Source organism: Streptococcus dentiloxodontae, from assembly GCF_053206925.1.
The window spans coordinates 1-13533 of record NZ_JBRUHR010000030.1 but is presented as its reverse complement, the minus strand read 5'-3'; the positions used below and the strand labels follow the sequence as shown (position 1 = coordinate 13533).

At 40.2% G+C, this 13533-nt stretch carries 8 protein-coding genes and 7 tRNA genes; 14 read left to right on the top strand and 1 reads right to left on the bottom strand.

The window, feature by feature from the left end; genetic code table 11:
* Window positions 1–52: 52 nt before the first annotated feature.
* The 10 genes from ACVRZ8_RS10535 to ACVRZ8_RS10490 all read left to right on the top strand — a co-directional run bounded on the left by ACVRZ8_RS10535 (window position 53) and on the right by ACVRZ8_RS10490 (window position 7222).
* Window positions 53–125, top strand: a tRNA-Phe gene (locus ACVRZ8_RS10535).
* 17 nt (window positions 126–142) lie between these two features.
* Window positions 143–223, top strand: a tRNA-Tyr gene (locus tag ACVRZ8_RS10530).
* Between the two features lie 4 nt (window positions 224–227).
* Window positions 228–298, top strand: a tRNA-Trp gene (locus tag ACVRZ8_RS10525).
* Window positions 299–308: 10 nt separating this feature from the next.
* Window positions 309–381 (top strand) — tRNA-His (locus ACVRZ8_RS10520).
* A gap of 8 nt (window positions 382–389) precedes the next feature.
* Window positions 390–461, top strand: a tRNA-Gln gene (locus ACVRZ8_RS10515).
* A 9-nt stretch (window positions 462–470) separates the two neighbouring features.
* A tRNA-Leu gene (locus tag ACVRZ8_RS10510) sits at window positions 471–554 on the top strand.
* A 54-nt stretch (window positions 555–608) separates the two neighbouring features.
* On the top strand, window positions 609–5012 hold the full coding sequence (locus ACVRZ8_RS10505; RefSeq protein WP_447449281.1) for a PolC-type DNA polymerase III: 4404 nt from the start codon (window positions 609–611) through the stop codon (window positions 5010–5012).
* Between the two features lie 243 nt (window positions 5013–5255).
* Window positions 5256–5684 carry a MarR family winged helix-turn-helix transcriptional regulator gene (locus ACVRZ8_RS10500; protein WP_447449280.1) on the top strand — a complete coding sequence of 143 codons (429 nt, stop codon included), beginning with the start codon at window positions 5256–5258 and terminating at the stop codon, window positions 5682–5684.
* 85 nt (window positions 5685–5769) lie between these two features.
* Window positions 5770–6366: an NADPH-dependent FMN reductase gene (locus ACVRZ8_RS10495; protein WP_447449282.1), complete on the top strand. Its 597-nt coding sequence runs from the start codon at window positions 5770–5772 to the stop codon at window positions 6364–6366.
* Window positions 6367–6454: 88 nt separating this feature from the next.
* Window positions 6455–7222: a DUF4931 domain-containing protein gene (locus tag ACVRZ8_RS10490; RefSeq protein ID WP_447449279.1), complete on the top strand. Its 768-nt coding sequence runs from the start codon at window positions 6455–6457 to the stop codon at window positions 7220–7222.
* 355 nt (window positions 7223–7577) lie between these two features.
* Here the strand turns inward: ACVRZ8_RS10490 and ACVRZ8_RS10485 are convergent.
* A tRNA-Cys gene (locus ACVRZ8_RS10485) sits at window positions 7578–7648 on the bottom strand.
* 209 nt (window positions 7649–7857) lie between these two features.
* Between ACVRZ8_RS10485 and rpsB the strand changes: the two genes are divergently transcribed.
* The 4 genes from rpsB (at window position 7858) to ACVRZ8_RS10465 (ending at window position 13117) form a co-directional block, all read left to right on the top strand.
* Window positions 7858–8628 carry a 30S ribosomal protein S2 gene (gene rpsB / locus ACVRZ8_RS10480; RefSeq protein WP_447449278.1) on the top strand — a complete coding sequence of 257 codons (771 nt, stop codon included), beginning with the start codon at window positions 7858–7860 and terminating at the stop codon, window positions 8626–8628.
* A gap of 106 nt (window positions 8629–8734) precedes the next feature.
* A complete protein-coding gene (gene tsf, locus ACVRZ8_RS10475) occupies window positions 8735–9775 on the top strand; it encodes a translation elongation factor Ts (RefSeq protein ID WP_447449277.1) in 1041 nt (346 codons plus the stop codon).
* A gap of 368 nt (window positions 9776–10143) precedes the next feature.
* Window positions 10144–11385: a quaternary amine ABC transporter ATP-binding protein gene (locus ACVRZ8_RS10470; protein WP_447449276.1), complete on the top strand. Its 1242-nt coding sequence runs from the start codon at window positions 10144–10146 to the stop codon at window positions 11383–11385.
* Window positions 11378–13117: an ABC transporter permease/substrate binding protein gene (locus ACVRZ8_RS10465; RefSeq protein ID WP_447449275.1), complete on the top strand. Its 1740-nt coding sequence runs from the start codon at window positions 11378–11380 to the stop codon at window positions 13115–13117. Before ACVRZ8_RS10470 ends, ACVRZ8_RS10465 begins: the two co-directional genes overlap by 8 nt.
* Window positions 13118–13533 lie beyond the last annotated feature (416 nt).

Sequence of the window (13533 nt, the reverse complement as noted above, 5' to 3'; positions counted from 1 at the left end):
CGGGCTCATAACCCGAAGGTCGTAGGTTCAAATCCTGCTCCCGCAATCAGATGGCTCGGTAGCTCAGTTGGTAGAGCAATGGATTGAAGCTCCATGTGTCGGCGGTTCGATTCCGTCTCGCGCCATTATATTTTATAATCTTGGAAGGGTAGCGAAGAGGCTAAACGCGGCGGACTGTAAATCCGCTCCTTCGGGTTCGGGGGTTCGAATCCCTCCCCTTCCATCTTACGGGCATAGTTTAAAGGTAGAACTAAGGTCTCCAAAACCTTCAGTGTGGGTTCAATTCCTACTGCCCGTGTTTTATTTTGGCGAGTGTGGTGAAGTGGTTAACACATCAGATTGTGGCTCTGACATTCGGGGGTTCGATTCCCCTCACTCGCCTCTGTGGATGGGGTATAGCCAAGCGGTAAGGCAAGGGACTTTGACTCCCTCATGCGTTGGTTCGAATCCAGCTACCCCAGTTATACTTTGCCGGCGTGGCGGAATTGGCAGACGCGCTGGACTCAAAATCCAGTGTCCGCAAGGACGTGCCGGTTCGACCCCGGCCGCCGGTATAAGGTTCATACACTCCTTGTTAGGGGTGTTTTTGTTTATCTAGGAGTTTAGCCATGTCAAATCAATTTCAATTGTTGTTAAAGCAAATTCAGATGCCAGAGGAATTTCTAGAACAGCCAGTATTTTCTACAGGTCATATTTCTTCGGTTAAATTATATAAAAAAACACGTTATTGGGAATTTTTGTTTAATTTTCAGGAGGTATTACCCTTTGACGTGTTTTTAACTTTTGAACGGTTACTTAAAGCTACTTTTGAAGGTTTGGGTTCATCGGTTGCGTTTAAGATATTACCTTCTTCCTTTAATGGAGAGGGCTCTGAACTAGAGAAATACTATCGTTTGGCACTTGACAAGATAAATCAGCAGAATTTCTCTTTTATTTCTTTATTTGAAAATTTATCTGTTGATTTTGATTATCCTAATATCAATATTAAAGCACCAAAGCATCTAGCGGAACAAGGGGTAGCTGATAAATTTATTTCGTTGATGACAGGTGAATTTGAGAATTTCGGCTTTTCTGATCTTCAATTTTCCATTTTAACAGATGAGGAAGTTTCAGCTGCTTTTGAGACAAATTATCATCAAAATAAGCAGTCTTTACAAGAACAAGCGGAACTTCAGGCTAAACAGGCAATAGATGCTATTTTAAATAGTCAAGCACCTTCGGTTCCAGACTCTTCTTCGTCAGTGAAAACTTATGCTGAGCGCCAAACAAAACGTCAGGCCTCTTTTGATAAAGCTGATATAATTCCCATGATTGAGGTAACGACAGAAGAGAATCGAGTTGTTTTTGAAGGTTACATTTTTGATGTTGAAATCAGAGAAACCCGTACGGGAAAATTTATTATTAATTTCAAGCTGACGGATTATACCTCAAGTTTTGCTATGCAGCGTTGGGCCAAGGATGCTGATGATTTGGCTAAATTTGATATGATTAAAAAAGGGGCTTGGGTCAGGGTTCGCGGTAATATTGAAAATAATCAATTTACACATAGTCTGACGATGAATGTGCAAGATATTAAAGCGATTTCCCACGCACCTCGTAAAGATTTGATGCCGGAAGGAGAAAAACGGGTTGAATTTCATGCGCATACCAATATGTCCACTATGGATGCCTTACCAACCGTTGAGAAATTAATTGATACGGCAGCACGCTGGGGACATAGAGCCATAGCTATTACGGATCATGCAAATGTGCAAAGTTTTCCACACGGTTATCATCAAGCTAAGAAAGCTGGGATAAAGGCCATTTTTGGCTTAGAAGCTAATATTGTTGAAGATAAGGTTCCTATTACTTACAATGATATTTCCATTCCCCTTACCGAGGCAACTTATGTTGTTTTTGATGTAGAAACAACAGGATTATCAGCTGTTCATAATGATTTGATTCAGATTGCGGCTTCTAAGATGTACAAGGGAAATATCATTGAGCAGTTTGATGAATTTATTGATCCTGGTCATCCTTTATCAGCTTTTACAACAGAGCTGACAGGAATTACAGATAATCATCTTCGCGGCGCGAAGCCTTTGCTGCAGGTTTTAGAAGCATTTCAGAATTTTTGTAAAGATTGTGTCTTGGTTGCTCATAATGCGACCTTTGATGTTGGCTTTATGAATGCCAATTATGAACGGCAAGGTCTTCCTAAGATTGATCAGCCAGTTATTGATACGTTAGAATTTGCCCGAAACCTCTATCCTGAATATAAGAGACATGGTCTGGGGCCTTTGACCAAACGTTTTCAGGTTGCCTTGGAGCATCACCATATGGCCAATTATGATGCAGAGGCTACGGGACGCTTGCTTTTTATCTTTATTAAAGATGCTGCTGAAAAACATGGCATCAAAGATTTAGCAGAATTGAATACCCAGTTAATTTCAGAAGACTCTTACAAAAAAGCTCGGATTAAGCATGCAACACTTTATGTGAAAAATCAACGAGGCTTGAAAAATCTGTTTCAGCTGGTAAGCTTATCTAATGTGAAATACTTTGAAGGGGTAGCGCGAATCCCAAGAACAGTCTTGGATGCTCACCGTGAGGGGCTTATCATTGGCTCTGCCTGTTCAGATGGCGAGGTTTTTGATACCGTTTTGTCTCAGGGAGTAGATGCCGCTGTTGAGGTGGCTAAGTATTACGACTTTATTGAGGTAATGCCGCCTGCTATTTATGCACCGCTGATTGCACGTGAACTGGTTAAAGATGAAGCGGGTATCAAGGAAATTATCCGCAATTTAATTGAGGTTGGGAATCGGCTAGGCAAACCTGTTCTAGCGACGGGAGATGTCCATTATATTGAACCTGAGGATAATATATATCGTGAAATTATTGTAAGAAGTCTAGGTCAAGGGGCTATGATTAATAGACCAATTGGCCGAGGAGAAAACGCTCAGCCTGCACCGTTGCCTGAGGCACATTTCAGAACGACTAATGAAATGCTGGATGATTTTGCTTTTCTGGGAGATGCATTAGCGCGGGAGATTGTCATTACAAATACAAATGCTATGGCTGATCAAATTGAAGATGTAGAAGTTGTCAAAACAGATCTCTATACTCCCTTCATTGACCGAGCTGAGGAACAAGTAGCTGAAATGACTTATGAGAAAGCTTTTGAACTCTATGGAAACCCTTTGCCGGACATTATTGATTTACGAATTGAAAAAGAGTTGACTTCTATTTTGGGTAATGGCTTTGCTGTGATTTACCTAGCATCGCAGATGTTGGTGAATCGTTCCAATGAGCGAGGGTACTTGGTCGGTAGCCGAGGTTCGGTTGGTTCCAGTTTCGTGGCTACTATGATTGGTATTACTGAGGTTAATCCTATGCCACCACATTATATTTGCCCTAATCCAGAATGTAAGCATTCTGAATTTGTCACAGATGGTTCTGTGGGTTCAGGCTATGATTTACCACACAAGAATTGTCCAAAATGCGGAACGGTTTATAAAAAGGATGGTCAGGATATTCCATTTGAAACTTTCTTAGGATTCGATGGAGATAAGGTTCCTGATATTGATTTAAATTTTTCTGGAGATGATCAACCAAATGCTCACTTAGATGTTCGTGATATTTTTGGAGCAGAATATGCTTTTCGTGCTGGTACAGTCGGAACAGTAGCTGATCGTACAGCTTATGGTTTTGTTAAGGGCTATGAGAGAGATTATAATAAGTTTTACCGTGACGCTGAAGTTGATCGTTTAGCCATGGGTGCTGCCGGTGTCAAGCGAAATACGGGTCAGCATCCTGGTGGAATAGTTGTTATTCCTAATTATATGGATGTTTATGACTTTACGCCTGTTCAATATCCAGCGGATGACATGGCAGCAGCTTGGCAGACAACTCACTTTAATTTCCATGATATTGATGAAAATGTCCTTAAGCTTGATGTTTTAGGGCATGATGATCCGACCATGATTCGGAAATTACAGGATTTGTCTGGCATTGATCCAAAGGCTATTCCGGCAGATGATCCAGATGTTATGAAATTATTTTCTGGCACAGATGTTCTTGGAGTGACGCCTGAGCAGATTGGGACACCAACAGGAATGTTGGGAATTCCTGAATTTGGAACTAACTTTGTTCGTGGAATGGTTGATGAGACGCATCCGACAACTTTTGCAGAACTTTTGCAGCTGTCGGGTTTGTCGCATGGTACCGATGTTTGGCTGGGCAATGCGCAAGACCTAATCAAAGAAGGAATTGCAGACCTATCAACGGTTATCGGCTGTCGGGATGACATCATGGTTTATCTCATGCATGCGGGGCTTGAACCTAAGATGGCTTTTAATATCATGGAACGTGTTCGTAAGGGGCTTTGGCTTAAAATTTCTGAGGAGGAGCGCAATGGTTATATTCAAGCTATGCGTGACAATAATGTTCCTGATTGGTATATCGAATCCTGTGGAAAAATTAAATACATGTTTCCTAAAGCCCATGCAGCAGCCTACGTTCTCATGGCTTTGCGTGTAGCGTATTTTAAAGTGCATCACCCTATTTATTATTATTGTGCTTACTTTTCTATTCGTGCTAAAGCCTTTGATATCAATACCATGAGTGCAGGTTTAGGTGCCGTCAAAGCACGTATGGAAGACATTAGGCAAAAAAGACAGCGCAATGAAGCCAGCAATGTTGAAAATGACCTCTATGTTACATTGGAAATTGTTAATGAAATGCTAGAGCGTGGCTTTACCTTTGGCCAGTTAGATTTGTACAATAGTGATGCTATTGAATTTAAAATAGAAGGAGATACGCTGATTCCGCCATTTGTAGCCATGGATGGTCTAGGTGAAAATGTAGCCAAACAGATTGTTGCGGCACGTGAGGAAGGAGAATTCCTCTCTAAAACCGAGCTGCGTAAACGTGGAGGTGTCTCAACAACTTTAGTCGAAAAAATGGATGAAATGGGTATTTTAGGCAATATGCCAGAAGACAATCAGCTAAGTCTCTTTGATGACTTGTTCTAATTAAGATGGCATATAATAGAATCCTGTTGATGTCAGTATTTGTAGATTTTATTTATGAACCTATCAAGAAGGGTGAGATTGAGGCCCTTCGTTAAAATTGGGAAATAAAGTAATCTATTAGTGGGCAAAAAGTCTAGATTTTAAGTTCTAGGCTTTTTAATTTGACTGTTGGTGCTTTGTCGTGGTAGACTAGTTGAAAAATCACGAAGTAACTTTCCTAGTTTGGCAGTAGAGGGGGCAGGGATGAGTGAGTTAGATAAAAACATGGCGGTCAAAGGGATGGTTGTCATGCGTAAGGCCTTTCGAACGATTGATAGCAAAGTTTCGGAAACTTTTAAAGATTACGGACTAACACCAACTCAGTTTGGTGTTCTGGACGTTTTAAATGCCAAAGGAAAAATGAAAATTGGTGAACTGATAGATTGTATGCTGGCAACATCTGGAAATATGACTGTAGTCATCAAAAACATGGAAAAAAAGGGATGGATTACAAGAGAGGCCTGTCCAACGGATAAACGGGCTTTTGAGGTGGACCTAACCGAGGAAGGACGTAAACTTATTCAAGCAGCCATTCCGCCGCATCAAGAGGCTATAGGCGAGGTTTTCTCAGTATTGACAGCCGATGAACAGTTTCAACTGGTTGAATTAATGAAAAAATTTAGAAATTTATAAGCAGATAAATTTACTTTTGATAAAAGCTCTGCTATTATTACTATGTAGTGATAAAAACTAGAAAACCTAGTTTAAGAGGCTAATGATGATTATCATTACAAGTATAAAATCATTATTCAATAAAGGAGAACAAGCAGTGAAAAATATTCTTTTTATCGTAGGTTCACTTCGCCAAGGTTCATTTAATAAACAATTAGCGGAACAAGCTGAAAAGCTGTTTGCAGGAAAAGCAAATGTTTCCTATCTTGATTGGTCACAAGTCCCTGTTTTCTCACAGGAACTTGAAGCTAATATACCGGAATCTGTTCAAGCTGCGCGTGATGCGGTATTAGCAGCAGATGCTATTTGGATCTTCTCACCAGTTTATAATTTTTCAATTCCAGGATCAGTGAAAAACTTGCTTGATTGGTTAAGCCGTGCAGTAGATCTTTCAGATCCAACAGGCCCATCGGCTATTAATGAAAAAGTGACAACAGTTTCGCTTGTAGCTAACGGCGGTCATGAACAGGCAGCAGATATTTACCGTAATTTACTTCCGTTTATCCGTACAAATTTTGTAGATCAGGTAACTGCTTCTAGAATTAATGACTCAGCTTGGGTTGATGGTAAGTTTGCGACGAGCGAAGAAGTTCTTGAAAATCTTGCGAAACAGGCAGAAGCGCTTCTTGCGGCTATCGATTAAAACTAAGAAAAAGATTGGTCTTCCAGTCTTTTTTTCTTTTCTTGACAAATCAATAAGACATTTTATAATAGGGCTAAAAGGAGATTATATGCACGACAGACAGCTGATTTTCAACCCTCACATTGCTGATCAAAAGCCAACTAATCAAGATAGCTGCCCCTTTTGTGACCAAAGACAGCTGGGTAAGGTTTTAGATAGGAAAGATGATATGATTTGGGTGGAAAATAAGTTTCCAACCCTAGAGCAGACTTACCAGACTCTTATTATTGAGTCGGAGGATCATCTTGGGGATATTTCCAACTATTCTCAGACAAAGAATCGTCAGCTTTTTCATTATGCTTTTGAAAAATGGCAGAGCCTGAAAGATGGCGGCTTTTGCAGTGTTCTTATGTATCGTAATTTTGGAACTTTGTCGGGGGGAAGCTTACGTCATCCCCATCTACAAATTGTTGGCCTGAATAATCTTGACGGTTATGAAAGTATTAAGCCAGAAAATTTTCAAGGTCTTACAGTAAGTGAAGAAAGTGATGAAATGGCAGAAATTTTGGTGTCAACTCAGCCTCTGATTGATTTTACAGAATTTGATGTCAAGGTATCCAGTCTAGATAAATTAGATCAGTTAGCAGATGGTGTGCAATTTATAACGGATTATGTGTTGTCGGACTTTGTTAGCGGACGCTGTCAGTCTTACAATCTCTTCTTTTATCAATTTCCAAAAGAAATTTATTGTCATATCGCCCCGCGTTTTATTGTCTCTCCTTACCAAATTGGTTACGGCATCCACCAAATAAATCAGTCAGGACAGATGGAAGCTATCAGAAGTGAGCTAATAGCACGTTTAACCCGAAGTATCTAGTCTTAAAAGAGATTATTTATCAGACAAATCAGTGCCAAGTTCGGTTAGCGTTTTGGAGGCAAGCATAGCAACCGCAAGTTGTGTAAAGATTATCAGATATCCCGTATTCATTGCAGTCAAGGCTGCTGATTTTTTCTTTTTAACTCAAATTAAGGGGGTTGGAAAGAACTCAACAATGGCAAAAGAGTTCGTCTTCCCACCCCCGCAAAGTTGAGCAGGTTCATTCGGAGTGTAAAACACGAACGAAATGTCATTCAACCACTGCGTGAAGATGTTAAAACGAACTCTAATTGGTGAGGTTGGACTTTTTATCCGGCCTCTTTTTAGTATAAAATAGTTTAAAATCTGTATTTTAAGGCGGTAGACGGATTTGAACCGACGATCAAGCTTTTGCAGAGCCGTGCCTTACCACTTGGCTATACCGCCATAACAACAAGATATAGTTTACCTAAAAAAACTCTCGGTGTCAAGGGGAAGAGGGCTTGCGACTTTAATGTTTTTTTGGTAAAATGATGAGGTTGTAGAAACAACAAATACTCATCTTGAATTGATTGTGGACTTGTTGCCGTAAGGTGAGTCTGCAAGGTGACGTTTAAGAGAGGCTAAAAAACATTTTATAAAAGGAGAAACTACTCATGGCAGTAATTTCAATGAAACAACTTCTTGAGGCTGGTGTTCACTTTGGTCACCAAACTCGTCGCTGGAACCCTAAGATGGCTAAGTACATCTTTACAGAACGTAACGGGATTCATGTTATTGACCTTCAGCAAACTGTAAAATTGGCTGATCAGGCTTACGAATTCGTTCGTGATGCTGCAGCAAACGATGCTGTTATTCTTTTTGTTGGTACTAAGAAGCAGGCTGCTGATGCTATCGCAGAAGAAGCAACTCGTGCAGGTCAATACTATATCAACCATCGCTGGTTGGGTGGAACTCTTACTAACTGGGATACTATCCAAAAGCGTATTGCACGTTTGAAAGAAATCAAACGTATGGAAGCTGACGGAACATTTGAAGTTCTTCCTAAAAAAGAGGTTGCTCTTCTCAATAAACAGCGTGCACGTCTTGAAAAATTCTTGGGTGGCATTGAAGATATGCCTCGTATTCCAGATGTAATATACGTTGTTGATCCGCATAAAGAACAAATTGCCGTTAAAGAAGCTAGAAAACTTGGTATTCCAGTTGTTGCTATGGTTGATACTAATGCTGATCCAGATGAGATTGATGTTATTATTCCAGCAAATGATGACGCTATTCGTGCGGTTAAATTGATTACTTCAAAATTGGCAGACGCTATCATTGAAGGAAATCAAGGTGAAGATGCAGGAGCAGATTTCCAAGAAGAAGCTCAGGCAGAGTCAATCGAAGAAATTGTTGAAGTAGTTGAAGGGTCAAACGAAGATTAATTCATTTGTCTCTGGACGATTTAGCATTCAAACGGGGCAGAAGGCAGACCGCTCTGTCTCGTTTTTATATTATTATTGATACAAAAATTCCTTGGAGGAACATAAAATGGCAGAAATTACAGCAAAACTTGTAAAAGAATTGCGCGAAAAATCAGGCGCTGGCGTTATGGACGCCAAAAAAGCATTGGTTGAAGTAGAAGGCGATATGGAAAAAGCAATTGAATTGCTTCGCGAAAAAGGAATGGCTAAGGCTGCTAAAAAAGCAGACCGTGTGGCAGCTGAAGGTTTGACTGGTGTTTACGTAAGCGGAAATGTAGCTGCAGTTGTTGAGGTTAATGCTGAAACAGACTTCGTTGCTAAAAACGCTCAATTTGTTGATTTGGTTAATGAAACTGCAAAGGCTATTGCAGAACAAAAACCAGCTAACAATGAAGAAGCATTCAAAGTTAAACTTGCTTCAGGTGAAACTTTGGAAGAAGCATATGTTAATGCAACCGCTACAATCGGGGAAAAAATTTCATTCCGTCGTTTCCAAGTGCTTGAAAAGACAGATAATCAACATTTTGGTGCTTATCAGCATAATGGCGGCCGTATTGGTGTTGTTTCGGTTATTGAAGGTGGAGATGAAACATTAGCAAAACAAATTTCAATGCACGTTGCGGCTATGAATCCAAAAGTTTTATCATACACTGAATTAGATCCGCAATTTGTTCACGATGAATTAGCTCAGCTTAATCATGCTATTGAGCAAGATAATGAGTCTCGTGCTATGGTCAACAAACCAGCTCTGCCATTCCTCAAATATGGTTCAAAAGCTGACTTGACAGATCAAGTGGTTGCTCAAGCAGAAGAAGATATCAAGGCTGAGCTTAAGGCTGAAGGTAAGCCAGAAAAAATTTGGGATAAAATTATCCCAGGTAAGCTAGATCGCTTCTTCTTGGACAATACTAAAGTTGACCAACAATATACTTTATTGGCTCAAGTTTATATCATGGACGACAGCAAGACAGTTGAAGCGTATCTTGACTCAGTAAATGTCAAAGCTATTGATTTTGTACGTTTTGAAGTTGGTGAAGGTATTGAAAAAGCTGCCAATGACTTTGAAAACGAGGTTGCAGCGACAATGGCTGCAGCTTTGAATAACTAATATATTATACAAGCTTAAAAAGTAGAGTGAATGAACTTTGCAAGAGCAGACTTTAGCAGGTCTGCTTTTTTTGTATTTTAGACTGATTGCCAGACAGTTTGAGATTCACTTATATGTTTCTGCTAGTCGATTTAAGTTTTCTAAAATGTTTTTCATTGATAAAGCTTGCAATTTCCCTTATAATAAGGAAAAGGCTGTTGGAATATTCAACAGTATTTTTTTGTTTATAGTGGTTTGAATTTAAGTTAGACATAAAGCTATGTTAACATTCTTGTCACAATAGAAGCTTATTATAGTAATACAGATTTATTATTTATCCTTTAAAAGTAGGGGAACAGTAATTATGTTGATTAGAAGAAAGGAATTATATGACAGCTGTTTTAGAAGTTAAACATTTAACAAAGATTTTTGGCAAGAGACAAAAAGCTGCGCTGGAAATGATTGCACAGCAAAAAGACAAGACCGAAATCTTGGAAAAAACAGGAGCTACGGTTGGGGTGTATGATGCTACTTTTGATGTTCAAGAAGGCGAAATTTTTGTCATCATGGGTTTATCTGGTAGTGGAAAATCCACTCTCGTGCGCTTGATTAATCGTTTGATCGAACCTTCTTCTGGTGAGGTTCTCATTGAAGGTCAAGATGTTTCCAAAATGAGTAAGGAAGATTTGCAGGAAGTTCGTCGTCATAAAGTGAATATGGTTTTCCAAAACTTTGGTCTCTTCCCCCACCGGACTATTTTGGAGAATACAGAGTATGGTTTGGAAGTTCGCGGTGTTCCCAAGGAAGAACGTCAGGAACTCGCAGAGAAAGCTTTGGAAAATTCTGGCTTACTAGCTTTCAAAGATCAGTATCCTAATCAGTTATCGGGAGGAATGCAGCAGCGTGTTGGTCTAGCTAGAGCACTTGCCAACAATCCTAAAATTCTTTTGATGGATGAAGCTTTTTCTGCTCTTGATCCGCTTATTCGCCGCGAGATGCAGGATGAGTTGCTTGATCTGCAGGCAGACCAACAACGTACGATTATCTTTATTTCGCATGATTTGAACGAGGCGCTTCGCATTGGTGATCGCATTGCTCTTATGAAAGACGGACAAATTATGCAAATCGGTACAGGGGAAGAAATTTTAACCAAGCCAGCTAATCAATTTGTTCGTGAATTTGTTGAAGACGTTGACCGTTCAAAGGTGCTGACCGCGCAAAATGTTATGATTCCTGCTTTTACAACCAATGTTGAGGTTGATGGGCCTAGCGTTGCTTTGAATCGCATGCGTAAGGAAGAAGTTAGTATGCTGTTGGCGGTTGACCGTAAACGTCACTTGTTGGGCAGTGTTACAGCTGAAAATGCTCTTAAAGCGCGTAAAGAACATCTCGAATTAAAAGATATCATGGAACAAAATGTCAAAACGATTTCGCCTGATATGCTGGTTACAGACATTTTTAATGAAATCTACGACTCCGTGACTCCTTTGGCGGTTGTTAATGATAAGGGGCGTTTAGTCGGTGTTGTCATCAAGGGTCGCGTTATTGAAGCCCTAGCCGACTCTGGCAGTGAAACAGCTGGAGACAATGAATTAGAAGAAGCAAATAAGGAGGTAAGTACTAATGGATAAGTTTTTAACTCAGCCTATTCCCCTATCAGATTGGGTTGAGTCGGCAACAGATTGGCTAACGAATACCTTTTCGGGTCTCTTTGATGTAGTTCAAAAGGTTGGTCAAGCCTTGATGGATGGCATGACCGATGTTCTTCTACTCATTCCCCCGCTTCTTTTGATTGTTCTTCTGACCCTTGTGGCTTTCTTTGCTTCCAAGAAAAAATTGGGTTTTCCTTCTTTTGTTCTTCTTGGTCTTTTGTATATCTATAATCAAGGCCTTTGGGAAGATTTGATGAATACGGTAACCCTTGTTCTGGTTTCGAGTCTGGTGTCAGTCATTATCGGTATTCCCTTGGGGATCTGGATGGCTAAGAGCAATCGTGCTCAGGCGGTCATCAAACCACTGTTGGACTTCATGCAGACTATGCCTTCTTTTGTTTATCTGATTCCGGCGGTTGCCTTCTTTGGTATCGGGGTGGTTCCAGGGATCTTCGCCTCCGTTATCTTTGCTTTACCGCCAACGGTTCGGATGACGAATCTGGGGATTCGTCAGATTCCGACAGAATTGGTTGAAGCTTCAGATTCTTTTGGCGGTACAGGTATTCAAAAACTCTTCAAATTGGAACTTCCCTTGGCTAAGAGTACTATTCTTGCGGGGGTCAATCAGACTTTGATGCTGGCTTTGTCAATGGTAGTCACGGCTTCAATGATTGGAGCTCCTGGCTTAGGACAAGGTGTTCTTTCGGCTCTGCAGCGTTCGCAGGTTGGTAATGGTTTTGTCAATGGTTTAGCTTTGGTTGTTTTAGCTATTATTGTGGATCGTTTCACACAAATGTTAAATCGTCCAAGTCAAGCTAAAACAAAAGAGGCTAGAGCCAAACAGAAACGTTATACTTTGGCTGGTGCAGCTGTAGCTGTTTTAGCCATCATTGGAGCGATTTGGTATAATAATATTAATCAGGGCAGCTCAGCCAATAAAACAATCACCCTAGCCTATGTTGAATGGGATAGTGAAGTGGCTTCTACCAATGTCATTGCAAAGGTATTGGAAGATCAGGGGTATACTGTCAAGATAACAGCGCTTGATAACTCTGTTATGTGGAAATCAGTTTCAGATGGAGAGGCAGATGCCATGGTTAGTGCTTGGCTTCCAACAACTCACTCTGAACAATATGAAAAATATAAAGATTCTCTAGATAATCTTGGGCCGAATTTGGAAGGCGCTAAGTTAGGACTTGTTGTTCCGTCCTATATGAAAGTGGATTCTATTGAGGATTTATCTAATGAAGCTAGTCAAACAATCACTGGTATTGAACCGGGAGCTGGTGTAATGACAGCAGCTCAAAAGACAATTGATGGATACTCCAACCTTTCAGGATGGACTCTGCAATCTTCTTCATCAGGAGCTATGACAACTGCTCTTGATAAGGCAATTCAAAATAAGGAAGAAATCGTCATTACTGGTTGGACTCCGCACTGGATGTTTGCCCAATATGACCTTAAATATCTTGAAGATCCTAAAGGAACAATGGGTTCTGCGGAGACCATCAATACTATGGCTCGCAAGGGTCTTAAGGACGATATGCCAGAAGCTTATGAGATTTTAAATAATTTCAGCTGGACGACTGATGATATTGAATCTGTTATGTTGGATATCAGTAATGGGACAGATCCAGAAAAAGCTGCTGAAAAATGGATAAAAGAAAATTCAGATAAAGTGTCTAAATGGACTAAGGACAGCGATTCTTAGAATTTCTGTTTTTACAGTAATCTAAGGGCTCAAAGCGCTAGTGAGATAAATCATAATCTTTAGAAAACTCTCTGTCACTGATGGGACAAGAGACACTTCAACATTCGTTGGGCTGTTAAAGGTTGAGCTTAGAAAACGACTGTTGCTATTCTGGTCAGCGATAGCTGATGATGCGAAGCTCTTAGGGGACCATGCATGATTGGGACTAAAATTGACAAGCCAGTCAGTCTTTCAAGCGACAGCATCAAATTATTATCCTTAGACTATTTAAAAAGAGGCTGAACTTTTGTTGGCTCTTTGTCAACTGTAGTGGGTGACTTATAACTAAGCACGAGAGAGAATCAGATTGGTTCTCTCTCTTTGCATGTTCAAAGCGATAAGAATTTTAGTTTTAAAGTTTTTGAAGTTTCGAAAGC